The organism is Amycolatopsis sp. NPDC114484 (assembly GCF_055633755.1).
Genome location: NZ_JBVKDQ010000014.1, coordinates 61529 through 84600, shown reverse-complemented (window position 1 = coordinate 84600; position 23072 = coordinate 61529). Strand labels below are relative to the sequence as shown.

Below are 23072 nucleotides of genomic sequence, written 5' to 3'. Positions count from 1 at the left end.
TCGCGCACGAGGGCATCGAGGCCGTCCCGGACGGGCCTCCGGTGATCTCGTCCTGGATGCGGCGGTTCACGCTCGGGGCGAAGCGCACGTTGTCCCGGTCGGAGGTCAAACAGCGGCTGCAGAAGGTCGAGCACGCGGTCGAAGTCGTCGCCCTGCAGAAACCGATGAGCGAGGTTAACGCGCAGCACGCGGACGCGGTACAGAAGCTGTTCGCCGCGGCGGCGGGGTGCGACAATTTCGTCGCGCTCGTCGGCTCTCTGCTGGTGGCGAAGCAGACCGACGAAACCGGCCGGGTCAGCTCTTTCACCCAAACCCTCTCGGTGGCGCAGGTTCGCGCGCTCGAACAGAACCAGCACTTGCTCAAGTCGCCCCGCGATTTGCTGGCGAATCTCGAAGCCCTGTCCTGCGACGAGGGCGACGACACCGAGCGCATCGAGGAAGCATGACCCCTTCCCGCCGGAGATCAACACTCACGAGGGCTGCCGGAGCACATTCGTCAACGCATGCGCCTCCTTCAACAACAACGCCCCCAACTCACCCCGCCTCTCCGCCCGGAACCGCGACTCCACCCCGGTCAACGTCAACGCCCACGCCGGCTCCCCGCCCGGCGTGAACACCGCCGCCGCCATGCCCCAGCTCCCCTCGACCACCAGCCCGGGATTGGTCGAGTACCCGTCCTCCCGTGTCCGCGCGACCCGGGCCCGCACATCTTCCGCCCGGTGCGCCGGGCCCCATTCGCCGGTCAGGTCCACTGTGGACAGATACTCCTCGACCTCCCGGTCCGGCAGCATCGCCAGCACCACCAGCCCCGCCGACACCACGCCCAGCGGAAACCGCGCGCCCTCGTACAGCACGAACGACCGGATCGGGAAGTCGCCGTCCTCGCGCAGCAGGCAGACCGTCTCGTTGCCGCGGCGGGCGGAGAAGAACGCGCTTTCCCCGGTGGCCGCGGCCAGCCGGTGGACGCTCGCGCGCGCCTGCTGCGTCACGTCGTAGCGCGGGGCGGCCGCCTCGCCCAGCAGGTACAGCTCCGGGCCCAGGTACCAGCGGCCGCTTTGCCGGTCGCGGTCGACGTAGCCCTCGGCGGCCAGCGACGCGAGCAGCCGGTGCACCGTCGGCCGGGCCAGGCCGCACTGGCGTGACAGCTGCGAGGTCGACGCTCCGTCGCGGTAGGTGGACAATGCGCGCAGGACCGCGGACACCCGTCCGACTACGTGGTCAGGAGGCGTGGTGGGCACGGTAGGGAGGGTACGTCCGCTCAGTGGACGCATCGGGCGCGGGTGTTCGGTGCGCGAGAGGTTTGCCGGGGATCCCGGCGTGTCGGTTGACCCGTTTCGCCCGCGCTGGGTTGTATGCGGGGACTGACCACTCACCGAACGAAGTGGAGAGGATGCCGTGCCGACGAAGTACCGCAGCGCCGCGGAGGCCCTCGACGGGCTGCTCGAGGACGGGCTGACGATCGCGGTCGGGGGCTTCGGCCTCACCGGGAACCCGAACGACCTCATCGAGGCGGTCCGGGACTCGGGCGTGCGCGATCTGACGATCGTCTCGAACAACATGGGAGTCGACGGGGCCGGGCTCGGCATTCTGCTCGACAACCGGCAGGTCCGCCGGGTCGTGGCGTCGTACGTGGGCGAGAACAAGCTGTTCGCGCAGCAGTATCTCGACGGGACGGTCGAGGTCGAGTTCACCCCGCAGGGGACGCTCGCCGAGCGGATGCGGGCGGGCGGCGCGGGGATCCCGGCGTTCTACACCAAGTCCGGGGTCGGCACGCCGATCGCCGAGGGCAAGCCGCACGCCGAGTTCGACGGGGTCACCTACGTGCAGGAGCGCGGGATCGTCGCCGACCTCTCGCTGGTGCACGCGTATGTCGCGGACCCGGCCGGGAACCTGATCTACCGCTACGCCTCGCGCAACTTCAACCCGCTCGTCGCGACGTGCGGGAAGGTGACGGTGGCCGAGGCCGAGCGGGTTTCGGACGAGTACCTCGATCCGGAGCGGATCACCACGCCGGGGATTTACGTGCAGCGGCTGATCCAGGCGACTGCGCGGGAAAAGCAGATCGAGAAGCGGACTGTGCGCGTGCGCGAGGAGGCGTCGGCGTGAGCTGGAATCGCGATGAAATGGCCACGATCGGGGCTCGTGAGCTGCGGGACGGCGATTACGTGAATCTCGGGATCGGGATTCCTACCCAGGTGGCGAATCATATTCCGGACGGTGTGCAGGTCACGTTGCACAGCGAGAACGGGATTCTCGGGCTGGGGCCGTTTCCCTGGGAGGGCGAGGAAGATCCGGACCTGGTGAACGCTGGGAAGCAGACTGTTACGTTGCAGCCTGGGGCCAGTTTGTTCGATTCGGCCGAGTCGTTCGCGATGATTCGCGGCGGGCATATCGATTTGGCGTTGCTCGGGGCGTTGCAGGTCGGGGCTAATGGGGATCTGGCCAACTGGACGGTTCCCGGGGCGCTGGTCAAGGGGATGGGCGGGGCGATGGATCTCGTCGCCGGGGCTCGCCGGGTGGTGATCATTACGGATCACACTGCCAAGGACGGGACGCCTAAGATTGTCGAGAAGTGCACTCTGCCGTTGACGGGGGCCGGGGTGGTGAACCGGATTATCACCAACTTGGCTGTGCTGGATGTCACGGACGACGGGTTGAAGCTGGTGGAGTTGGCGCCGGGGGTTTCTCTTGAAGAGGTTCGGGAGAAGACTGGGGCGCCTGTCGCGGAATAGCGGTGGGCGGGGCACCCCGAAGCCTGATTGTGACTACGGCGCGGGGGTGTTCGTCAAGGCGGGAAGATGCCTTGACGAACACCCCCCGCGCCGCGTTTTGGCGGCTCTTCGCAGTTGAGGGTGCAGCACCGAGAACATAGAGCTGTTTGGACGGCTGGAGGTGAGTCGTCAGGAGGTGCGAGCGTCGTGGTTCTCACGGTTTGCGAGGACCTCGGCCATGTGTGTTTGCGCCCAGTTTCTGAGCCCGCGCGTCATGTGGTGGAGCGAGAGGCCGAGGTCGGTCAGCTCGTAGGAGACGGTGACCGGGACGGTTGGTGTCACGGTACGGGTGAGCAGGCCATCGTGCTCCAGCGACCGCAGCGTCTGGGTCAGCATCTTCTGGCTGACTCCGGCCAGAAGACGAGAGATCTCGGAGTAACGCATCGCCTTCGGAGCGTCTGCGCGTGCTGCATCGGGCTGGCCAGGGCTGGTGTCGCCGCCCAGCGCACACAGGATCAGGACGACCCACTTGTCCGAGATCCGGTCGAGCAGCTGCCGGCTGGGGCACCCTGCCAGGAACGCGTCGTACTCCGCCTTGGCCTGGGCCCTCTTCTGGGCCGCCTTCATCGTCGTCACTGATCGAACCTCTCACCGATGGGTGGGTTACGCACTCTGAAGTGCCTACTTCCCGACAGGAAGTTTCTCTCCAATGCTGATGCAAGGAGGCGGCAGGCGCCACCCCCAGTGCACGACGAAAGGCAACAGGATGAGCACACCCTCCCTCTCTCTTCCCGGCGGCACCCGGACTCTGGGCGACTTGACCGTCACCCGGTTCGGCTACGGCGCCATGCAACTGGCCGGCCCGTGGGTCATGGGGCCGCCCGCCGATCGCGAGGGGGCCCTGGCCGTTCTGCGTGAAGCGGTCGACCTCGGCATCACCCACATCGACACCAGCGACGCCTACGGGCCGCGCATCACCAACGAGCTGATCCGCGAGGCACTGCACCCCTATCCCGGGCCGCTGCACATCGTGACCAAGGTGGGCGCGACCCGCGACGAACAGGGTGGCTGGCCCACAGCCCGGCGACCCGAAGATCTGCGCCGCCAGGTCCACGACAACCTCAAGTCCCTCCAGCTCGACGCACTCGACCTGGTCAACCTCCGGCTCGGCAACGCCGAAGGCCCCCAGCCCGGCTCGCTCGCCGAAGCGTTCGAGACGCTGGTGGAACTCCAGCAGCAGGGCCTGATCCGCCATCTCGGGGTCAGCAACGCCACCGAGGAGCAGGTCACCGAGGCACAGGGCATCGCGCCGATCGTGTGCGTGCAGAACATGTACAACCTCGCCCACCGCCACGACGACAAGCTCATCGACCGGCTCGCCACCGAAGGCGTCGCGTACGTGCCCTTCTTCCCTCTCGGGGGCTTTAACCCGCTTCAGTACTCGGCGCTCTCGGCGGTCGCCGCTCGATTGAAGGCGACACAGATGTCCGTCGCACTGGCCTGGCTGCTGCAGCGATCACCGAACATCCTGCTCATCCCCGGCACGTCATCGACAGCGCACCTTCGCGAGAACATCGCCGGCACGGGACTCTCCCTCTCGCAAGAGGACTTGACCGAGCTGGACGACATCGGCCGCTGAATACCCCGTAGCTGAACGGCCCGCAAGCCACGACCGAAGCCACCGTTCACGTTTCGGTCCCGGGCGCCTTCGCGCGACCGGGACCGAAGCAGGACGATTCGCCCTCACCTGGTCGACTTCAGATCATCAACCGTCAGGAAACTTGGTCCACCGGCGGTGGCCGCTGACCCCGCGTCGGCGGTCGGGTAGGCGTCGAGGTCTCCCGAGGAAGAGGGTTCCTGCACCTTCTGCCGCCTTGCCGAGCTCGGGCTCGAAGTCACCGGTCAGCGACTCGCACCGGATCGTGCAGTTCTCGCGTGCCGGGTCGTCGAGTCCGATCAGTGGTGCCGCCGCTACCGCTGCGTCGACTGTGGCACGTGTGGCGGCAAGACACCACCAAGGCGGCTGCATCGCGGGCAAAGCTCTCGCGCCGCGGGCTGCGGTGGGCGCTTGAAGCCATCGTCTGCCAGCACCTCACCATCGCTCGTGTCGCCGAAGGGCTCGGGGTCGCCTGGAACACTGCCAACGATGCCGTACTCGCCGAGGGCAGACGCGTCCTCATCGACGACACCGGGACGGGGTCGGCGATGTCACCGCGATCGGCGTCGACGAGCATGTGTGGCACCACACCAGGCGTGGCGACAAGTACGTCACGGTGATCATTGACCTGACCGGCAACCGTGACGGCACCGGGCCTGCCCGGCCGCTCGACATGGTCGAAGGCCGTTCCGAGCAGGCGCTCAAACCTGGCTCGCCGAACGCGAAGAGACAAGCAGAAGGACCGACTGGCCACACTGTTGCCAGCGACGCTCACGTTGAGGTCGAAGCCACGTGGGGATCTGCCAGCGGATGATCGCCGCCTGCCGCGAACCCGATCGGAGCAAGAGCCGAGAGCTGATGGTGAAGTTGATCGAGTCGGTCAGCCAGGGCGTCCCGAGCGCGTTGAGCGAGATCATCACGCTCGGCCGGACATTGAAGAAGCGAGCCGCCGACGTGCTGGCCTGCTTCGAATGCCCGGGGACCGTCCAACGGACCGGCCGAGGCCGTCAACGGACGGCTCGAACACCGCCCTCGGATTCCGCAACCTCACCAACTGCATCGCCAGATCCCTGGCGGCAACCGGCGGCTTCAGGCCACGACTGCACCCTGGATTGCGAAGAGCCGTTTCGGCTTCGTATCGGGGTGCGGGGTGGTGTGGGTGCTTGGCGAGGTGGGTGCTTCGGCTGCGGTTCAGTGGGTGGGGAGGGCGGGCGCGGCTGGGAGAAGTCCGTGAGGGGGCCCCTGAGGGAATCAGATTCCCTCAGGGGCCCCCTCACGTCTTTTCGGGCTGGTTACTGCGCGGGGAGGATTCGGCCTCGGACTTCGCCGAAGCCCAGGGTTGCGCCGCTGCCGGTGGTGGCCGCGCCGGTGATGGTCACCTCGTCCCCGTCCTGTAGGAAGGTGCGTTGCTCGCTGTTGACGGTCAGCGGGTCCCGGCCGCCCCAGGAGAGTTCCAGGAATGAGCCCCGTTCCGCTGGTTCCGCCCCGGAGATCGTGCCGGAACCGTACAGATCGCCGGTGCGGGCGGAGGCTCCGTTGACGGTCAGGTGGGCCAGCATCTGGGCGGGGGACCAGTACATCTCGCGGTACGGCGGGCGGGCGACCTCCTGGCCGTTCCACCGCACCGTCAGGTTGACGTCCAGGCCCCACGGCGACGTTTCCCGCAGGTAGGGCAGGGGTTCCGGCGACGTCTGGCCGGGCAGCGGCACCCGGGCCCCGGCCAGTGCCAGGACCGGGACCACCCACGGCGAGATCGACGTCGCGAAGCTCTTGCCCAGGTTCGGGCCCAGCGGGACGTACTCCCAGGCCTGGATGTCGCGGGCCGACCAGTCGTTCAGCAGCACCGCGCCGAACACGTGCTTCGGGAAGTCGTCCGGCGAGACGGGGGAGTTGGCGGGAGTGCCCGCGCCGACGATGAAGCCCAGTTCCGCCTCGATGTCCAGGCGGGTGCTCGGGCCGAAGACCGGACCGTCGTCGCCCTTGCGCTGGCCGCTCGGGCGGACCACGTCGGTGCCGGACACGTAGACCGTGCCGGAGCGGCCGTGGTAGCCGACCGGGAGGTGTTTCCAGTTGGGCAGCAACGGTTCCGCGTCCGGACGGAACAAACGGCCGACGTTCGACGCGTGGTGTTCCGAGGCATAGAAGTCCACGTAGTCGGCGACGTCGATGGGCAGGTGCAGGGTGACGTCGCCGATCGCGTGCACGGCTTCGGCGGGCACCTCGCCGGTCACCAGCGTCTGCAGTCGCGTGCGGACCTCGACCCAGCGGTCGTAGCCCTGCGCCATGAAGGCGTTGAGCGTCGGCTCGGCGAAGACCGCGTCGCCCAAGGCGATCGACAGGTCCAGCACGTGCTCGCCCACGCGCACGCCCACTCGGGGACTGCCGTCGCCTGCCGAGAAAACGCCGTACGGCAGGTTTTCGACGCCGAAGGGGGAGCCGGCGGGGATGTCGAGCACGGTCATGCGGGGGCTCCGATCAGGCCTAGGTCTGTCAGTTCGGTGAGCGGGTCGGTGATGCTGCAGGTGCCGAACGAGGTGAACTGCGCGCGGGCCGCGGCCAGGCGTTCCGGGGCCAGCGCGCGGATGCGGTCGGCGATGACGGCACCGTCGCGTTCGGCAAGCAGCGCAACGACTTCCTCACCCTCGGCACCGCGGTCGGCCGCTTCGGCGGCGAGCAAGAGATTCAAGAATCCGTGCTGTTCGAAACCGGTCGCGGGGTCGGTGTTGCGGATCGCGTGATGCAGGCCCGCGGTCGCCTTGAACGGCACGCCCGCCTCGACGGCAGCGCGGATCGCGGCGGCCAGCTCGGCTTCGTCCGGGTAGTACTCGGCGGAGGTGCCGCCGGTGCGGAACTTCGCCTTGTGCGGCGTACCGGAAAGCGCCTGCAGCAACGGAACCCGGCGTTCGTCGCGCGGGATTTCCACGGCGACGGGAACCGGGCAACCGTCCACTGCGGACAGAAACTCGGCGACGCTCATTCCTTGCGGTACCGCGATTTCCAGCGATTCGACCGACACCGGCAGTCCGTCGACGGCCTTGAGCACGTCGGCGATCCCGTCCGGCCCGGCGGGCAGCGTCACGGTGAGCGGCAACGGGGTTTCGCGGCCCTTAACGACTTCGGCCAGCTCCGCCAAGCCGGACGCGGCGACGACCAGCGGGCCGACCATCGCGGCGTACTCGGCGGAGGTGTGCCGGTCGTGCGCGGCGACGGCATCCGGCAGCGGCGCCAGACCGGGCGGGAAGACGGCCGCGTCGTCGAGCAGGCCGCGGGTCAGTGTGTCGGTCACGACTGCGGTCCCCGTCCTGCCCAGGTCCAGGCGTAGCCGGGGTCGTCGCTCGCGTGACCGCCCTCGCCGATTTCCAGCGGGCGGAACGTGTCGACCATGACGGCCAGCTCGTCGAAGAACTCCGCGCCGATCGAGCGTTCCACCGCGCCCGGCTGCGGGCCGTGGCTGTGCCCGCCGGGGTGCAGGCTGATCGAGCCCTGGCCGATGCCGGAACCCTTGCGCGCCTCGTAGTTCCCGCCGCAGTAGAACATCACCTCGTCGGAGTCCACATTGGAATGGTAGTACGGCACCGGGATCGAAAGCGGGTGGTAATCGACCTTGCGCGGCACGAAGTTGCAGATGACGAAGTTGTTGCCCTCGAACACCTGGTGCACGGGCGGCGGCTGGTGCACGCGGCCGGTGACGGGCTCGAAGTCGGAGATGTTGAACGTGTACGGGTAGAGGCAGCCGTCCCAGCCGACCACGTCGAACGGGTGCGTCGGGTACACGTACCGCGTGCCGACGACGCCGCGCGAGCCGCGGTGCTTCACCAGCACCTCGACGTCAGTGCCCTCGGCGAGCAGAGGCTCGGCCGGGCCGTGCAGGTCGCGCTCGCAGTAGGGCGCGTGCTCCAGCAACTGGCCGTAGCGCGACAGGTAACGCTTCGGCGGCGCGATATGCGAGTTCGCCTCGATCACGTAGGCGCGCAACGGTTCCGGGCCCTTCGGCACCCAGCGGTGCGTGGTGGCGCGGGGGAGGATCACGTAGTCGCCAGCGCGCGCGGGCAGTGCGCCGAATACCGTCTCGACGACCGCTTCGCCGGACTCGACATACACGCATTCGTCGCCGATTGCGTTGCGGTACAACGGAGAAGCCTCGCCGGCGGCGACGTAGGAGATGCGCACGTCGCTGTTGCCGAGCACCAGACGACGGCCGTTGACGACGTCCGCGCTCTTCCACTCTTCGCCCGGGAACAGCGTGTGCAGCTTGAGGTGCAGCGGCTTGAGCGGCCGGTTCTCGGTGAGCGTCTGGTCCGGCAGTTCCCACGGCGTCGCGTCCACGATCGCGGACGGGATGCCGCGGTGGTAGAGCAGCGACGAGTCCGACGAGAAGCCCTCCTCGCCCATCAGCTCCTCGGAATAGAGCCCGCCTTCGGGCGTGCGGTGCTGCGTGTGCCGCTTAGGCGGGATGCTGCCCGCGCTGCGGTAGTAGGCCATGGGTCGCCTCCTCGGCGCGAAGTAATCAAAGTATGTACTACTTTGCGGCCAGCCTAGTCCCCCAGCTGAGCCGTGGGAAGGGGCTGGTGGCTGTCCGTGAGGGGAACCCTGAGGGAATCTGATTCCTTCAGGGTTCCCCTCACGGACGGCGAGGCAGGGGTCAGCGGCGGGTCGCGAACCCGGCCCGGCCGGAGATGAGCTTGTCCAGCAGCATCACCAGCACGCGCTGCTCGGCCTCGGTGAGCACCTCGACCCACCCGGCCTCGCGTTCGTTCTGCGCCTCGAACACCTCAAGCATCTCGGCGTGCCCGGCCTCGGTGAGCGAAAGCCGCACCGAACGGCCGTCCGTCTCGCCCGGCGTCCGCGTCAGCAGACCTTCGCTGACCAGGGTTTTCGCCAGATTCGACACCGCCGCGCGGCTCATCCCGGTGAGCCGCGCGGCGGCGGACGGTTCGAGCGGCCCGGCCAGCCACACGACGAACAGCACGCGGAACGCCGACCACGACCGTCCGCGCGGCCGGTGCACGGCGGATTCGAGGTCGTAGGTCACCAGGTTCGACGCCCGGTTCAGCGTCAGCAGCACCTCGGTCGCCAGCTGGTGGCGGAACCCGTACTCCTGCGACAGCCTGCGGTTGGCCAGCGCGATGAACGACCAGAAGTCGAGCGAGTCCGGGTCCGGCGGCGCGGCGGGGTCCTGCATGGACAGCACTGTAACCGCGCCGCCGGGATAATCAAACTCGAAACTACTTTGCCGGACGGACCGAACGGGCACCGGCGTCGCGCGGCACCTTGAGGAACGTCAGCATCGCCGCGGCGACGATCAGGCAGCCGATCGGGAAGTACAGCCCGACCGTCACGTCGGTCTCGGTGGCCGCGAGCCCGATCGCGTACGGCCCGAAGAACCCGCCGAGCGCGGCGATCGAGTTGATCGCGGCCAGGCCGACCGCCGTGTGCTCCTTCGACAGCACCCGCGCGGCCATCGCCCAGTACGGAGCGAGGTAGCCGAGCACGCCGATCGCCGCCAGCGACAGGCTGATCAGCGACAACGTCGGCACCGTCTTGAACTGGATCGCGCCGAAGAACCCGATCGCCGCCACCAGCACGGTGCCGATCACGTGTCCCTTGCGCTCGCCGGTCCGGTCGGAGTTGCGGGCGAGCAGCAGCATGCCGACCGCGCCGACGACGTACGGGATCGCGCCGAGCAGGCCGATGTTGGTCGAGGAGTACTTCGGGTCGAGCTGCTTCACGATCAGCGGCAGGAAGAACGTCAGCCCGTACAGGCCGCAGGCGATGAAGAGGTTGGAAATCGCCAGCAGCATCACCTTGCCGTCGCGGACCGCGCGCAGCTGGCCGAGGAACGTTTCCTTCTCCTCCGGCACGTACTCGCGGTCGATCTCGGCCTGCAGCCAGGAGCTTTCCTCGGCGGTCAGGAACTTGGCGTCGGCCGGCTTGTTCGGCAGGCAGAAGAAGGTCAGCAGGCCGATCAGCACCGCGGGCGCGCCCTGCAGGATGAACACCCACTGCCAGCTGCTCATGCCGAACCAGTGCACGTGGTCGAGGATCCAGCCGCCGAACAGGCTGCCCAGGATCAGCGCGATCGGCTGCGCGAGCGCGAGCGTCGCGATGGCCCGGCCGCGCTCCTTGCCGCGGAACCAGAAGGTCAGGTACAGCAGCAGCCCGGGGAACAGGCCGGCTTCGGCGATGCCGAGCAGGATCCGCGCGATCATCAGGTGCGTCACGCTCGCGACGAACCCGGTCACCACGGTCACGATGCCCCAGCTGACCGCGATTCGGCTGAGCCACAGCCGGGCCCCGACCTTCTTCATGATCATGTTGCTGGGGACCTCGAACACGACGTAGGCGAGGAAGAAGATCGCCGACGCGACGCCGAAGGTCGCGGCCGTGATGGTGAGCTCTTTGGCCATGCCGAGCTGGGCGTAGCCGATGTTCGCCCGGTCCATGTAGTTGAAGATGTAGAGCAGCAGGACGATCGGCATGACGCGCACGCCGACCTTGCGGACGGTGCGTCTGGCCAGCGGGGAGTCCGCCGTGGTGGCGGCTGCGGCGGGGACGGGCATGGGGTTCTCCTCGACGGTGAGCAGTACTGTGTTGATCGTTGCCAATCCGGCCACAGCCACGGCCTGATGGCTTTACGGCAACGGTCGCGTCCCGAGCCGGGGGGCGGCCTTCTTTTGGCCGGATTGGCAAGTCGGTCGGATCAGGCGGTGGCGGAGCGGCCGGCGATGCGGCCCATGGTGACGGCGTTGGCGACCGCGTTGCCGCCGCCGACGTAGCGGAAACCGAGCACCCCGGCCCCGGCCTCGCCCGCGGCGAACAGCCCGGGCACGCGGTCGCCGCGGACATCGAGCACCGCGGCGCTGGAGTCGATCTCCAGCCCGGCGTGCGTGCAGACCAGTTCGGCGGGCAGCGTGCGGGCGGCGAAGAACGGACCGGTCTCGATTTTCGCGGGCGGTTCGGCCGATCCCTTGGCGGACAAGGTCTCGTGCCGCAGGAACTCCGGATCCTCGCCGGTGGGGAGCTGGCCGTTCCATCGGTCCACAGTGGCCTGGAGCGCGTCGGCGGGCACGTTCATCTTGCCCGCGAGTGCTTCCAGGGTGTCGGCGCGCAGGGTGCGGCCAGCGTCCGCTTCGGACAGTACGTGGTCGGCGTTCCAATGCGCGTAGCCCGGCGGGAGGTCGCGGCGCGCTCGGTCGTCGAAGACCATCCACACTGGACCGTCTTGCGCGGAGATGATGCCGCTGGACACCGCGTACGACGCGTCCTCGTCCATGAACCGGCGGCCGTGCGCGTTCACCAGCACCCGCGAGCGCGGCGGGAATCCGGACTGCCAGTGGTGCAGGCGCTGGAAATACGCGGTCGGCAGCAGCAGTCCCCAGCCCTCGCCGGTGATCGAGGCGGACACCTGCTCGCCGAACGCGAAGTGGTCGCCTCGCGAGCCGGGCGCGGCGACGACGAACAGATCCTCGCCCGCCGCGTCCGCGTCCGGGTAGTACTGCGAGCGCAGAGCGGGATCCTGGGCGAACCCACCGCTGGTCACGATCACTGAGTTCGCGCGGACCTCGATGCCGTCGGCGACTACGCCAGCGACCCGGCCGTCCTCCACGAGCAGCCGTTCGACCCGGGTGTTCAGCACCGCCTCGGCACCGGCCTTGCGGCGCGCGCGGTCGAGCACCTGGACGAGGCCGTAACCCTGGTCCTTCGGCACGTGCCCGCGCCAGACGTCCTCGACGCCCGCGCGGGTCAGCCCCGGCGTGTGCGCGTCGTGCGACACCTTCGCCGGGATCTCCGCACCGAGCCCGATCAGCCATTCGACAGCGGGACCGGCTTCGCGGCAGAACGTCTTGAGCAGACCGGGTTTCAGCTGCCACTGGTTGAGGTCGAGGTAGTGCTGGAAGAACCGTTCCGGCGTGTCCTCGATGCCCAGTTCGCGCTGAACGCTCGTGCCCGCCGCGGTGAGCATGCCCGCGGACAGCTGGGTCGAGCCGCCGAGTTCCTTCTCCGACTCGAACAGCATCACCGAGGCACCGTGCTCGGCCGCGGACACGGCGGCGGCCAAGCCAGCGCCGCCCCCGCCGATCACCACGACGCCCATGTCGATACTCATCCCAGATCACCTCCGGTTTCGGCGAGAATGCGGTGGTAGAGACCGTTCGAGACGAGACCGCCGTCCACAGTGACCTCGCTCCCGGTCAAGTAGGTGGACCGGTCCGACAGCAGGAACAGCACCGTGTCGGTGACTTCCTGGGGATCGGCCATCCTTCCGGCGGGCACACTGTCCACAGCGGACTTGACGAACGCGTCCGCGCCCGCGAGGAGCCCGGTGTCGACCAGTCCGGGGTGGACGGAGTTGACCCGGATCCGCCACTTCGCGAAATTGCCCGCGGCGGACTTCGACAATCCGGTCAGACCCCATTTGCTCGCCGAGTAGGCGGGGGAGAAGTACCCGATCTGGCCGGAGATCGACGAGATGTTCACGATCGAACCGCCGCCCGAATCGCGCATCAGCGGCGCCGCCGCGCGCATCCCGTGGAACGGCCCGGACAGGTTCACCGCCAGCACGCGGTCCCAGACTTCCGCGGTGGTGTCCTGGAATTCCAGCCGCCGGGAGATCCCGGCGTTGTTCACGAGCCCGCCGAGCGAACCGTGGTCGGCGCGGACCCGATCGAGCACACGAGTCCACTGTGCTGGTTCGACCACGTCCATTGTGTACGGAGTGGCCGCGCCGCCTGCCGCGCGGATCTCGTCCGCGATTTCGTCCGCACCAGCGAAATCCGCGACGCAGACGTGCACGCCGCGTTCGCCGAGCGCGCGGGCGTGTTGCGCGCCCATCCCGTTCGCCGCGCCCGTCACGAGCACGACGTCCGGGTAGCGCACGGCTTCGGTGGCGTCAGACATGCCGGGAGCCGCCGTCGACCGCGAGGCTGTGCCCGGTCACGTACCGCGAGCTGTCCGAAAGCAGGAACAGCAGCGCGCTGCACACCTCTTCCGGCGAGCCGATCCGGTGCAGCGGCACCGCGTCCAGCGCCTTCGCCAGCGCGGGCGCGTCGTCCTGGATCCAGCGGGTCATTTCGGTGTCGATGTAGCCCGGGGCGATGGAATTGACCCGGATGCCCTGGTCGCCGAGTTCCACCGCGAGCGATTCGGTGAGGTGCGCGACGGCCGCCTTCGAACTGCAGTACGCCGCGCGGCCCTTGCGCACGCGGACCGCGGACACCGACGCCATGTTGACGATCGCGCTGCCCGGTTCCATCCGCGCCGCCGCGGCCTGCGCGCCGAACAGCACGCCCTCGACGTTCACCGCGAGCGTCGAGCGGATCTGCTCCGGGGTGATGTCGGGAACCTCGCCGTACGGGAAGATCCCGGCGTTGTTGACCCAGAAATCGATGCGGCCGAACTCGTCCATCGCGCGCTGGGCGAGCGCGACGTGGTCCTCGGCGCGGGTGACGTCCAAAGCGGACGCGACGATCCGGCCCGGCTTGTCCTCAATGGACTCCGCGGCCAGCGCGGCGGTCAGCTCGTCGGCGGTGGCGGTCATCGCGGCGGCGTCGAGATCGCCGCCCACCACGTGCACCCCGCGAGTGGCGAGACCGGCGGCGAACCGAGCGCCCATGCCGCGGGCGGCGCCGGTGACCACGGCGACCTTCCCCGGCATCTCCGGGTACCGCGCGGTCGCGGGCTGGTGCAGCACCCGGCCGGGGCCGGTGGGCTCGAGAGTGGTCATCTGGGTTTTCTCCTCGTTGTTTTCTCAGGGCTCGCGGTGCACGGTGCGGCGGCGCACGCGCCAGCCTTCCGCGGTGCGCACGAGTTCGTCGTCCAGCACGGTGAGCCGGTGCAGTCGCGGGGAGCCGCCCTCCGGGGTTCCGACGATCTGCAGATAGGCGAGCGCTCGCAAGGCGTCCCCGGACTGTCCTAACCGGACTTCCACTGTGGACACCACGTGCCGCAGCCGTTCGCCGGACTCCGCGCACCCGGCGTGGAACCGCTCGGCGAACGCGGTCAGCGCGGCCGTGCCGGCCGCGGGCTCCGGGTAGCTGGGCGAGACGAACTCCCCGTCCGGGGTGAACGTGGCGGCCCAGCGCGCGGCCTGGCCGGAGTCGATGGCGTGACTCTGGCGGCCGTAGAGCTGATGCACCGCCAGCACATCCTCGACGGGGACTTCGCTCATGTCCGAACCTCGATCCGCAAGGGGAGTTGCCGGGAGCGGCAAACGTGCTATATTCGCACGCACCGTGCGATATGTAGGAACAGTAAGTCGCCGGACAACTGTCGTCAAGGGAGCCGTGTGTCCGAATCGGGGACGTCGAAGACGCTGAGCCACGGGCTTCAGGTGCTGGAGCTGCTGGTGGAGCATCCGCAGGGGCTCACGATGACCGAGATCGCCGACGGCATCGGCGTGCACCGCACGGTCGCCCACCGGCTGGTGCGCACGCTTGAGGCGCACCACCTCTGCCGGCGCGACCGGTTCAAGCGGATCTCGCTCGGCACCGGCCTCGTGCGCCTCGCCGAGCCGGTCGAACAGGACCTGCGCACGCTCGCGCGCCCGGTGCTGGAGGAACTTTCGGACGCCGGCCGCGCGTCGGCGCACCTGGTCGTCCGCGAGAACGCCGAACAGGTGCGGATGCTGATGATCGTGGAGCCCCGGCAAGCGCGGATGCACGTGTCGTTCCGCAGCGGCCAGCTGGACCCGATAGGCCGCGGCTCGGCCGGGCTCGCGCTGCTTTCGGCGGAGCCGCCGGTGGAGGGGGAGCGCGAGGAGATCACGCGCGCCCGGTCCCGGGGCTACGCGGTGTCGGTCGGGGAGATCGCGCCGGGGATCACCGGGATTTCCGCGGTCGTGCCGACTGGTCGTGACGCACCGGGCACGAGCATCGGGCTGTCACTGTTCGAGGCTCCGGACCCGGACGAGCTGGGCCGGTTGGTGGTGGCCTCCGCACAGCGCCTGGGCTCGCTGCTGAAATGACCTACCGGCCGACGAGCCCGGCCTCGTGCGCCAGCAACCCGGCCTGCGTCCGGTTCGTGCAGTCGAGCTTCACCAGCATCCGCGACACATAGCTCTTCACCGTCGCCTCCGCCAGATGCAGCCGACCGGCGATGTCCGCATTGGACAGTCCTTCTCCCAGGCAGGCCAGCACATCCCGCTCCCGCTCCGTCAACCCGGCGGTCCGGCGGCGGGCCTCGTCGTCGCGGCGGTGGCCGTCCGACGACAACGCGACCAACCGGCGCGCGGCCGACGGCGAAAGCACTGTATGCCCGTCCGCGGCGACCCGGACCAGGCCGATCAGATCCTCCGGCGGCGTCGACTTCACCAGGAACCCGGCCGCGCCCGCGCGGAGCGCGCGGATGACGTAGGTGTCCGCGTCGAAGGTCGTCAGCGCGACGACCGCGGGCGGTTCCGGCAGCGCGCAGATCCGCTCGATCGCGGCCAGCCCGTCCACGCCGGGCATCCGCAGGTCCATCAGCACCACCGAAGGCCGGTGCCGGACCACTTCTTCGACCGCCTCCGCGCCGTCCCGCGCCTGCGCTACTACCTCGATGTCGCCGGCCGAGCCGAGGATCGTGCGCAGGTGCGCGCACACCATCGGCTCGTCGTCGGCCACCACGACCGTGATCACCGGGCAGCACCTTCCGTGGTCGGGACGTAGGCGGGAAGTATCGCACCGATCCGGAACCCGCCGCCCGGCACGGGGCCTGCCTCGAAGGTCCCGCCGACGAGTTCGACCCGCTGCCGCAGCCCGCTCAGCCCCGAACCGGAGCCGCTGCCTGCGAGCGCCGGGTCCGGCGGCTGCGTCGCGCGAGTGTTGGCGACGGCCACGTCCAGTCCGCCTGGGTGATAGCGCAGCGAAACCGTCGCCGAGCAGCCCGGCGCGTGCTTGCGGATGTTGGTCAGCGCCTCCTGCACCACGCGATACGCGGTGCGCGCGACGGTCGGCGACACCGAAGTCCGGTCGCCGGTCACGGAAAGCTCGGTCGCGATGCCGACCGCCGCCGATTCGGCGACCAGGTCCGCCACCTCGCCGGGCAGCGGCGGATTCGGCACGGGCGGTTCGATTCCGGTGCCGTTGCGCAGCACGCCGACCAGGTCGCGGAGTTCGTCCAGGGCGTGCGCGCCCTCGCGCCGGATGTCCTCGGCAGCCGCCTTCACCGACGGATCCGGCGAGGTCACGCCGAGCGCGCCCGCGTGCAGCACCATCAGGCTCAACCGGTGGGTCACCACGTCGTGCATCTCGCTGGCCAGCCGTCGCCGCTCGGCCGCCAGCGCCTGTTCGGCGAGCAGATGCTGCTCGCGTTCCGCGCGTTCGGCCCGGTCCCGCAACGAACTCAGCAGCTGCCGGCGCGCCTCGAAGTACAGCGCCACCGCCACCGGAAGCGCGGTGCTCAGCAACCCGAACGGCGTCGTGTTCCAGGCCGGGTTCCACGGCCGCGTCGCCAGCAGCGCCAGGAATCCGGCGATCCACAGCAGCCGCCGCCGGTCCAGCTGCCGGACCAGTTGCGCCAGCACGATCGGCGTGATCGAGGGGACGGTCATCAGCGTCGGCTGGAGGGTGGGCACGAGCAGGCCGGGGGAGAAGAGGTCGGACGCCAGCATCGCCAGCGAGGCCACGATCAGCAGCCCGGCCACGCCGTTCGGGAAGCGCGCCAGGAGAAGCAGGGAGGCGTCGCAGACGAGTTCCAGGACGAGCGTCGCGTACGGCCCGAGAAAACCGGTGGTGGGTCCGGCGGCGAGGAAGAGCCCGAAGTCGAGGCAGGCGAACACCAGCGCGGTGCCGCCCAGCCAGAGCCAGTCGGTCGACCGCGGCTGGGGACGGCACGTGCTGGTCACCCGGCCACGGTATCCGGTCGCCCGCCCGGCCGCGCCGGATCCGCACCGCCCGGGTGGCCGGGTACCGCCGAAAGTTGCGGCCGCGCCGAGATCGATCCACTTTCGTCGCTGCGAGTCGATACCGAGCACGCTTACCCCGCACCCGCCCGGCGCGGTGGACTCGACGCCATGACGAGCGAAGGAATCCCGCGGTTCGCCCGGCTGCCGGTGCTGGCGGTCGCGGCGGCCGCCGTCGTGCTGCTGGTGGCGACGAGCACCCGGTACGCGCACGGGTTCGACGAGCTGTACTTCCTCGTGGCTGGTCGAGATCACCTGGCCTGGGGGTATTTCGACCAGCCGCCGCTCGTCCCGCTGCTGGCCGGGGCGCTCGACCAGTGGTTCCCCGGTTCGCTGGTCGCGCTGCGCCTGCCGATGGCGCTCGCGGCCGGCGCCGGGGCGGTCGTGACCGCGCTGACCGCCCGCGAACTCGGCGGCGGTCGCGGGGCGCAGGTGATGGCGGCGGGGGCGTACGCGACTTCCGGGCTGATGATCATCAGTCACTGGGTCGCCACGTATGCGCTGGATCCGTTCTTCTGGACGCTCGTGGTGTTCCTGCTCGTGCGCTGGACCCGGACCCGGCGCGACGGCTTGCTCGTCTGGGCCGGAGTCGTCACCGCAGTGTCGTTGCAGACGAAATTCCTGATTCCCGCGCTGTGGGGCGCGGTGCTGGTGTCCGCGCTCGTTCTGGGGCCGCGAAAGCTGGTGTCCCGTCCGAAACTGTGGCTGGGCGCGCTGATCGCCGTCGTGGCCACCTTGCCGACGTTCCTCTGGCAAGCCACGCACGGCTGGGCCTACACCCGGATGGGCGAAGTCGTCGCGGCCGAATTCCCCGGCTATCTCAGCTTCGCGCGCGACGGTCTGCTCGGCGCGGGAATGGGAATCGGCGTGCTGGCGCTGCTGTACGGAATGTGGCGGCTGTTTCGCTCGCGGGACCTGGTGCCGTACCGGTACCTCGCGGTGGCGTTGCTGCTGGTCGTGGCGGTGATCGTCGGGACGCACGGCCGCTCGTATTACTTGATGAGCCTGTACTCGCTGCCGTTCGCCGCCGCCGCGACGGAGCTTTCCCGGCGGAATCTGGTGCGCTGGTGGAAGATCCCGGCCGGAATCGCTTTCGCGCTTTCGGCGGCGGTCACCGTGGCCGGGCTTCCAGTGTGGCCGGCGTCGACGAAAGCGACGTCGTTCGGGCCCTTTCCGCTCGGAACCGTGTTCGCGGCCGGGGAGACCGCGCAGCAACAGCTGGCGGACGGAGTCGGGCAGACGTATCGGTCGCTGCCCGAGTCGGTGCGCCGGGAAACCGCCGTATACGGGGAGATCTACCCGTTCGCCGCGGCCGTGGAGTACTACGGTCCGCGGTACGGGATCAACAATGTCTACAGTGGACATCGAGGATACTGGTACTTCGACCGGCCGCCGGATTCGGCGAGGAACGTGCTTTTCACGGGCTTCGATCCGGCGTTGCTGAGACCGTACTTCTCTTCGGTCACCGAAGTGGTGCCCGGGCTGATGTGGCTGTACACCGGGCGGAAGCAATCCTGGGAAACGATCTGGCCAGAGGTGAAGAAACAATGAGTGACTCCTTGCCCGCACGCGCGTACTTCCTCGCCTGCGATCCGGACGGCGGCCCGCTCTCGCGCCGCCCTCACGCGGCCCTGCTGGTCCGCGCGGCCGCGGTGACCGACCTGGTGCTGCGCGGCAACCTCCGCGATCAGCGCGGCCACGCCGAACCGACCAGTGCCGCGCCGACCGGCGACCTCCTGCTCGACGACCTGCTCGCCGACCTTCGCGCGCACAGCCCGGCGTCCTGGCGCGCGTTGCTGCGGCGGGGCAAGAACGACACGTTGCAGTCGCTGGAAACGCAACTCTCCGCGGCGGGCTTGCTCGAAGAAGGCAGCAGTTCGATCTTGCGCCGCAAGGTTTTGGTCCCTTCCGACCCGGCGCGAGTCCGCGACGCGCACGCGCGGCTCGACCACGCCCTGACCGCGCCACTGTCCGAAGCGGACGCCCCGGCAGCGGCGCTGGCCGCTCTCGCCGCGGCCTCCGGAGCCGGGATGTCCCGGTCGGACGCGCGGCACCACGCCGACCGGCTGAAGGAACTGGAGAAGCTCGCCGGACCGGTGGTTCCGGCGCTGCGCAAGGCCGTGGCGGGCCGTCGCGCGGCACGGATCGCCGCGTTCTCCGGCGGTTCCGGGGGCTGAGCTGTCGGTCAGCCGAGGGGGCTGACCGACAGTTCGGCCGCCGCCGAAGCGTGGACGTCGTACCGTGGCGGACATGACCTCCTTCGCCGCGCTGCACGTCCCCGGCCGTCCGCTGTTGCTGCCGAACGTCTGGGAGTTCGGCTTCGCCGCCGCCCTGGCCGACGCGGGCCACCCGGCAGTCGGCACGACCAGCCTCGGCGTCTCGGCCGCCGCCGGGCTCGCCGACGGCGCCCCGGCCTCCCGCGCCGCGACCGTCGCCTTGGCGAAATCGCTGTCACCGCTGGGCATCCTGGTCAGCGTCGACCTCGCCGACGGCTTCAGCGCCGACGCCGGAGAAGTAGCGGACCTCGTCGCGGAACTCGCCGACGCCGGGGTGGTCGGCATCAACCTGGAAGACGGCCGAGCCGACGCCCTCGCTCCGATCGTCGTTCAGGCCGCGCTGCTGGCCAAGGTGCGCGAACGGGTCCCCGGCATGTTCCTCAACGCCCGCACTGACACGCATTGGCTCGGCGCTGGCCCGGTCGCGGACGCCGTCACCCGGGCCCGCGCGTACGCCGACGCTGGTGCCGACTGTGTCTTCGTCCCGGGTCTGCACGAGCCCGCGGACGTGACCGAACTGGTCGAAGCGGTCGAGGTGCCGGTGAACCTCCTGCACCTGCCCGGGAAAGCCACTTTCTCCGAATTGGCTTCTTTGGGCGTGGCAAGGGTCAGTCTCGGCTCAACGCCTTACCGTGTAGCGCTTTCCGCCGCACTGGCCACAGTGGACTCCGTCCGGGAAGGGGCGGAACTGCCGATGAAACCGCCGTCATACGGTGAGATCACGGCGCTGCTCCCGTAATCTCGACGACATGATCTTCGGAGGAAGCACCGACTTCGCCGTCCCGGCGGGATACCTCAACACGCCCAGCATCGGGATCCCGCCGACGCCCGTCGCCGAAGCGGTCGAATCCGCGGTCGCCCGCTGGCGCACCGGACAGGACACCCCGTCGGACTTCGACGAGGCGGTATCCCGTTCCCGCAACGGATTCGCGCGGCTGGCCGGAGTTCCGGCGGATCGGGTGGCGATCGGCGCGTCGGTGTCGCAACTGGCGGCGAACGTCGCCGCCGGGCTGGCTCCGGACGCCCGCGTTCTGGTCGCCGAGAACGAATTCACCAGCGTCACGTTCCCGTTCGCGCAGCGGGCGAACGTCACCGAAGCGCCGCTCGCCAAACTGGCGCACCACGTCGAAGGCCACGACCTCGTCGCGGTCAGCCTCGCGCAGTCCGCCGACGGCGCGCTCCTCGACACCGCCGCCCTGCGCGCCGCCGCCGAAGCCGCGGACGTGCCGGTCCTGATCGACGTCACGCAAGCCGCGGGCTGGCTGCCGCTGGACGTCGCGTGGGCGGACTGGATCGTCTGCGCGGGCTACAAATGGCTGTTCTCGCCGCGCGGCTGCGCGTGGCTCGCGGTACATCCGCGGGCGCACGAACGGACCCGCCCGGTCGCCGCGAACTGGTACGCCGGCGACGATCCGTGGTCCTCGGTATACGGAATGCCACTGCGCCTGGCCGGAAACGCGCGCGGGTTCGACCTTTCGCCGGTGTGGCTGTCGCACGTTGGCGCAGCGGAAGCGTTCGACTACTTCGCGTCACTGGACCTCGCCGCGGTCCGCGAACACAACGCCGGCCTGGCCGATTCCCTGCGCGCCGCGGCCGGACTGGAGCCCCAGGGAAGCGCGATCGTGGCACTGGAAGCCGATCCGGCGCGGCTCGCCGGCTCCGGGATCGTCGCGAGCGTCCGCAACGGCCGGGTACGGGTCGGTTTCCACCTCTACAACGGCCCTGACGACGTCGAACGCGTTCTGAGCGCACTGGGCTGAGCGTCTGGGCTCAACGCCGGAGAAGCGGTGAACTACGGTGGTCGCGTGTCGCACCCGCAGTTCACCCCCGGTACCCCCGGCCTTTCGGACACGGCCCCGATCCCGGCCGTGCCCGCTCGACCGGGTTCGCAACCGGGCCCGCCGCCGTCCGGCCCGCCGCGCAACCGCGCTCTGCTGCTGCGCGGCGCCGGGCTCGTGGCGATCGCCGTCGTGGCCGGGCTCGTCTGGTACCTGATCCGGCACGACAGCACGCCTGCCGAGCCGGTCGCCGAACCCCCGGCGACCACGACGAAGCCCGCGTTCGACTACAAGCTGGCCGAAGGCCCGGTCAAGGCCACCGACTGCGCCGCCAACGCCTACACCGACGCCAAGAAGTTCTTCCAGGACAACCCGTGCAAGTCCCTGGCGCGGGCGCTGTACACGGTGCAGTCCGGGGAGGCGAAGGCACTGGTCTCGGTCGTGCTGGTGACCATGCCGGACGCGGCGAAGGCGACCGAGCTGAAGCAGCTCACCGACCGGGACGGCACCGGCAACGTGAGCGACCTGGTCCGCGACGGCACCTTCCACGACACCGACGCCCCGAAGCTGAGCGGCAACGAGGCCGAGTACGAGTCGAAGGCCAGCGGCGCCGAGGTGACGATCGTGCTCACCGACTTCTACTACGGCCACCACGACAAGCAGCTGCTGAACCGGATCGCGAAGAACGCGCTGAAACTGTCCGGCAAGCTCCGCTGACCCTCGCGGGAAGCGCGCAGGCCCGAGTTTCGCCCAGCCTGCGCGCTTTTCCTATGCGGGCTGCCCGGGGAGGGCAACCGCGGCGGGCTTCTGACCCGCTTCCTGCCGCCAGGGCATTCCCCGGCGCGCCGCGGCGATCAACGCCTGCAACGCCATCCCGCGCAACCCCGAATCGTCGGTATGCGTAAGCACGGCATGCCAAGCCGCCGCCGTATCCGCCTCCGCGCTGGCCACCAGGGCAGCAGCGGAAGCAGTGTCGGTAACCGGCTTAGGCGGCACGTACGCGGCTTCGGGCGCAACCGGTGTCGCGGAGGACGCGCTAATCATCTGCGTCAGGATGTCGCGGCGCGCAGTGTGCTCGGCGCGCCCAGCCTTCACCGCGTCCCCGAAATCACCCGGCAAGAATGCCGTCACCAGCCCGTACACCCACAACGCGGCATGTTCTGCGGCCAAGGCTTTTTGCAGCGACTCGACAGCGTCCTTCGCCGCCGCACCAGGAATCGCGGCAGCGGTCTTCGCGTCGGCCCCCGGCCCCAGCTCCGGCGCGACCCGCTGCAGCCCGGCGCACCCGGCGGCCACCGACGCGACGAGCCCGGCCCGGTACGCGGGCAGCGCGGGAACCAGGTCCTCGGCCTGCTTGCGCGCGGCGGCGAGCCGGTCCTTGAACCCGCCGAGGTCAGCGGGCGCGGGCGGGACGTTCGCCGCCTTCTTGGGCCGGTTCAGCCGGTCCACCTCGGCCTTCAGCGCGGCCGCCTGCGCGGCTCTGGCGTCGGCGACCTGCCCGGCCGCGTCGCCGCCGGACAGCTTCCTGGCCGCGGCGGCGTCCGCCTCGGCCGTCGCCAGCAGCGGAGCCAATGGGTCGGGGGCGTCGTCGTAGCCGCCCGAGCAGGCGGCTAGCGGCACAGCCGCGGCGACAGTGGCGCTCAGTGCGCCCAGACGCAGCACGGCGCGCCGGGAGAGGTCTGCGGTCACGTCGGCCCATCCTGCCAGGCCGCCCGGGTGCGCCGCCGCTCGCGCGTCCTGGCGGGGGCGCAGGATAAGCTTGACCTTCAC

Annotated in this window: 23 protein-coding genes and 1 pseudogene; 10 read left to right on the top strand and 14 right to left on the bottom strand. The window is 69.7% G+C overall.

Going from position 1 to position 23072, the window contains the following annotated elements; translation table 11 throughout:
• Window positions 1–470: 470 nt before the first annotated feature.
• On the bottom strand, window positions 471–1238 hold the full coding sequence (locus tag ACZ7SW_RS29985; RefSeq protein ID WP_470233713.1) for an IclR family transcriptional regulator: 768 nt from the start codon (window positions 1236–1238) through the stop codon (window positions 471–473).
• A gap of 157 nt (window positions 1239–1395) precedes the next feature.
• Here ACZ7SW_RS29985 and ACZ7SW_RS29980 point away from each other — a divergent pair, with 157 nt between their 5' ends.
• Window positions 1396–2106 carry a CoA transferase subunit A gene (locus ACZ7SW_RS29980; RefSeq protein WP_470233712.1) on the top strand — a complete coding sequence of 237 codons (711 nt, stop codon included), beginning with the start codon at window positions 1396–1398 and terminating at the stop codon, window positions 2104–2106.
• Entirely contained in the window at window positions 2103–2732 is a 630-nt protein-coding gene (locus ACZ7SW_RS29975) for a CoA transferase subunit B (RefSeq protein ID WP_470233711.1), read from the top strand. Before ACZ7SW_RS29980 ends, ACZ7SW_RS29975 begins: the two co-directional genes overlap by 4 nt.
• A 168-nt stretch (window positions 2733–2900) precedes the next feature.
• Here ACZ7SW_RS29975 and ACZ7SW_RS29970 read toward each other — a convergent pair whose 3' ends face one another.
• Entirely contained in the window at window positions 2901–3347 is a 447-nt protein-coding gene (locus ACZ7SW_RS29970; RefSeq protein ID WP_470233710.1) for a winged helix-turn-helix transcriptional regulator, read from the bottom strand.
• 130 nt (window positions 3348–3477) lie between these two features.
• Here ACZ7SW_RS29970 and ACZ7SW_RS29965 point away from each other — a divergent pair, with 130 nt between their 5' ends.
• Together ACZ7SW_RS29965 and ACZ7SW_RS29960 are read left to right on the top strand one after the other, a co-directional pair.
• Window positions 3478–4350, top strand: a complete 873-nt coding sequence (locus ACZ7SW_RS29965; protein WP_470233709.1) for an aldo/keto reductase family oxidoreductase — start codon at window positions 3478–3480, stop codon at window positions 4348–4350.
• A gap of 222 nt (window positions 4351–4572) precedes the next feature.
• Window positions 4573–5483, top strand: a pseudogene (locus ACZ7SW_RS29960) (transposase); the annotation flags it as partial.
• Between the two features lie 177 nt (window positions 5484–5660).
• Here the strand turns inward: ACZ7SW_RS29960 and fahA are convergent.
• From fahA to ACZ7SW_RS29915, 9 genes are all read right to left on the bottom strand, one after another.
• Window positions 5661–6830 (bottom strand): fumarylacetoacetase, encoded by a 1170-nt coding sequence (gene fahA / locus ACZ7SW_RS29955; protein WP_470233708.1) that lies wholly within the window; start codon window positions 6828–6830, stop codon window positions 5661–5663.
• The gene (locus ACZ7SW_RS29950; protein WP_470233855.1) at window positions 6827–7684 is read right to left on the bottom strand and encodes a hypothetical protein; all 858 of its coding nucleotides are present in this window, start codon (window positions 7682–7684) and stop codon (window positions 6827–6829) included. The genes fahA and ACZ7SW_RS29950 overlap by 4 nt, the downstream gene beginning before the upstream one ends.
• The gene (locus ACZ7SW_RS29945; protein ID WP_470233707.1) at window positions 7651–8850 is read right to left on the bottom strand and encodes a cupin domain-containing protein; all 1200 of its coding nucleotides are present in this window, start codon (window positions 8848–8850) and stop codon (window positions 7651–7653) included. The genes ACZ7SW_RS29950 and ACZ7SW_RS29945 overlap by 34 nt, the downstream gene beginning before the upstream one ends.
• Before the next feature lie 160 nt (window positions 8851–9010).
• Entirely contained in the window at window positions 9011–9550 is a 540-nt protein-coding gene (locus tag ACZ7SW_RS29940; RefSeq protein ID WP_470233706.1) for a MarR family winged helix-turn-helix transcriptional regulator, read from the bottom strand.
• Window positions 9551–9593: 43 nt separating this feature from the next.
• Window positions 9594–10928, bottom strand: coding sequence for an MFS transporter (locus ACZ7SW_RS29935; RefSeq protein WP_470233705.1), 1335 nt, complete (start codon window positions 10926–10928; stop codon window positions 9594–9596).
• A 140-nt stretch (window positions 10929–11068) separates the two neighbouring features.
• Window positions 11069–12475 carry an FAD-dependent oxidoreductase gene (locus tag ACZ7SW_RS29930; protein ID WP_470233704.1) on the bottom strand — a complete coding sequence of 469 codons (1407 nt, stop codon included), beginning with the start codon at window positions 12473–12475 and terminating at the stop codon, window positions 11069–11071.
• A complete protein-coding gene (locus ACZ7SW_RS29925; protein WP_470233703.1) occupies window positions 12472–13266 on the bottom strand; it encodes an SDR family NAD(P)-dependent oxidoreductase in 795 nt (264 codons plus the stop codon). Before ACZ7SW_RS29925 ends, ACZ7SW_RS29930 begins: the two co-directional genes overlap by 4 nt.
• Window positions 13259–14092 (bottom strand): SDR family NAD(P)-dependent oxidoreductase, encoded by an 834-nt coding sequence (locus ACZ7SW_RS29920; RefSeq protein ID WP_470233702.1) that lies wholly within the window; start codon window positions 14090–14092, stop codon window positions 13259–13261. Before ACZ7SW_RS29920 ends, ACZ7SW_RS29925 begins: the two co-directional genes overlap by 8 nt.
• Window positions 14093–14116: 24 nt before the next feature.
• Window positions 14117–14536, bottom strand: a complete 420-nt coding sequence (locus ACZ7SW_RS29915; RefSeq protein WP_470233701.1) for a nuclear transport factor 2 family protein — start codon at window positions 14534–14536, stop codon at window positions 14117–14119.
• A 117-nt stretch (window positions 14537–14653) separates the two neighbouring features.
• On the opposite strand from ACZ7SW_RS29915, the gene ACZ7SW_RS29910 reads away from it, so the two are divergent.
• Window positions 14654–15331 (top strand): IclR family transcriptional regulator, encoded by a 678-nt coding sequence (locus ACZ7SW_RS29910; RefSeq protein ID WP_470233700.1) that lies wholly within the window; start codon window positions 14654–14656, stop codon window positions 15329–15331.
• Between the two features lies 1 nt (window position 15332).
• On the opposite strand, the gene ACZ7SW_RS29905 is transcribed toward ACZ7SW_RS29910, so the two are convergent.
• Together ACZ7SW_RS29905 and ACZ7SW_RS29900 are read right to left on the bottom strand one after the other, a co-directional pair.
• The gene (locus ACZ7SW_RS29905; RefSeq protein ID WP_354746786.1) at window positions 15333–15983 is read right to left on the bottom strand and encodes a response regulator transcription factor; all 651 of its coding nucleotides are present in this window, start codon (window positions 15981–15983) and stop codon (window positions 15333–15335) included.
• Window positions 15980–17191 (bottom strand): sensor histidine kinase, encoded by a 1212-nt coding sequence (locus ACZ7SW_RS29900; protein WP_470233699.1) that lies wholly within the window; start codon window positions 17189–17191, stop codon window positions 15980–15982. The genes ACZ7SW_RS29905 and ACZ7SW_RS29900 overlap by 4 nt, the downstream gene beginning before the upstream one ends.
• Window positions 17192–17359: 168 nt before the next feature.
• Between ACZ7SW_RS29900 and ACZ7SW_RS29895 the strand changes: the two genes are divergently transcribed.
• From ACZ7SW_RS29895 to ACZ7SW_RS29875, 5 genes are all read left to right on the top strand, one after another.
• Window positions 17360–18799 carry an ArnT family glycosyltransferase gene (locus ACZ7SW_RS29895; protein ID WP_470233698.1) on the top strand — a complete coding sequence of 480 codons (1440 nt, stop codon included), beginning with the start codon at window positions 17360–17362 and terminating at the stop codon, window positions 18797–18799.
• Window positions 18796–19425 carry a GPP34 family phosphoprotein gene (locus ACZ7SW_RS29890; RefSeq protein ID WP_470233697.1) on the top strand — a complete coding sequence of 210 codons (630 nt, stop codon included), beginning with the start codon at window positions 18796–18798 and terminating at the stop codon, window positions 19423–19425. The genes ACZ7SW_RS29895 and ACZ7SW_RS29890 overlap by 4 nt, the downstream gene beginning before the upstream one ends.
• Before the next feature lie 73 nt (window positions 19426–19498).
• Window positions 19499–20263, top strand: a complete 765-nt coding sequence (locus ACZ7SW_RS29885; RefSeq protein WP_470233696.1) for an isocitrate lyase/PEP mutase family protein — start codon at window positions 19499–19501, stop codon at window positions 20261–20263.
• Between the two features lie 10 nt (window positions 20264–20273).
• A complete protein-coding gene (locus ACZ7SW_RS29880; protein ID WP_470233695.1) occupies window positions 20274–21284 on the top strand; it encodes an aminotransferase class V-fold PLP-dependent enzyme in 1011 nt (336 codons plus the stop codon).
• Between the two features lie 45 nt (window positions 21285–21329).
• On the top strand, window positions 21330–22019 hold the full coding sequence (locus tag ACZ7SW_RS29875) for a hypothetical protein (protein ID WP_470233694.1): 690 nt from the start codon (window positions 21330–21332) through the stop codon (window positions 22017–22019).
• Window positions 22020–22070: 51 nt separating this feature from the next.
• Here ACZ7SW_RS29875 and ACZ7SW_RS29870 read toward each other — a convergent pair whose 3' ends face one another.
• Window positions 22071–22964 (bottom strand): ferritin-like domain-containing protein, encoded by an 894-nt coding sequence (locus ACZ7SW_RS29870; protein WP_470233854.1) that lies wholly within the window; start codon window positions 22962–22964, stop codon window positions 22071–22073.
• Window positions 22965–23072 lie beyond the last annotated feature (108 nt).

What these genes read in the sequence shown, in the direction of transcription:
- fahA (WP_470233708.1), bottom strand. Translation starts at nt 6,830, where the DNA reads ATGACCGTGCTCGACATCCCCGCCGGCTCCCCCTTCGGCGTCGAAAAC.
- ACZ7SW_RS29925 (WP_470233703.1), bottom strand. Translation starts at nt 13,266, where the DNA reads ATGTCTGACGCCACCGAAGCCGTGCGCTACCCGGACGTCGTGCTCGTG.
- ACZ7SW_RS29930 (WP_470233704.1), bottom strand. Translation starts at nt 12,475, where the DNA reads ATGAGTATCGACATGGGCGTCGTGGTGATCGGCGGGGGCGGCGCTGGC.
- ACZ7SW_RS29885 (WP_470233696.1), top strand. Translation starts at nt 19,499, where the DNA reads ATGACCTCCTTCGCCGCGCTGCACGTCCCCGGCCGTCCGCTGTTGCTG.
- ACZ7SW_RS29940 (WP_470233706.1), bottom strand. Translation starts at nt 9,550, where the DNA reads ATGCAGGACCCCGCCGCGCCGCCGGACCCGGACTCGCTCGACTTCTGG.
- ACZ7SW_RS29945 (WP_470233707.1), bottom strand. Translation starts at nt 8,850, where the DNA reads ATGGCCTACTACCGCAGCGCGGGCAGCATCCCGCCTAAGCGGCACACG.
- ACZ7SW_RS29915 (WP_470233701.1), bottom strand. Translation starts at nt 14,536, where the DNA reads ATGAGCGAAGTCCCCGTCGAGGATGTGCTGGCGGTGCATCAGCTCTAC.
- ACZ7SW_RS29965 (WP_470233709.1), top strand. Translation starts at nt 3,478, where the DNA reads ATGAGCACACCCTCCCTCTCTCTTCCCGGCGGCACCCGGACTCTGGGC.
- ACZ7SW_RS29880 (WP_470233695.1), top strand. Translation starts at nt 20,274, where the DNA reads ATGATCTTCGGAGGAAGCACCGACTTCGCCGTCCCGGCGGGATACCTC.
- ACZ7SW_RS29890 (WP_470233697.1), top strand. Translation starts at nt 18,796, where the DNA reads ATGAGTGACTCCTTGCCCGCACGCGCGTACTTCCTCGCCTGCGATCCG.
- ACZ7SW_RS29920 (WP_470233702.1), bottom strand. Translation starts at nt 14,092, where the DNA reads ATGACCACTCTCGAGCCCACCGGCCCCGGCCGGGTGCTGCACCAGCCC.
- ACZ7SW_RS29935 (WP_470233705.1), bottom strand. Translation starts at nt 10,928, where the DNA reads ATGCCCGTCCCCGCCGCAGCCGCCACCACGGCGGACTCCCCGCTGGCC.
- ACZ7SW_RS29895 (WP_470233698.1), top strand. Translation starts at nt 17,360, where the DNA reads ATGACGAGCGAAGGAATCCCGCGGTTCGCCCGGCTGCCGGTGCTGGCG.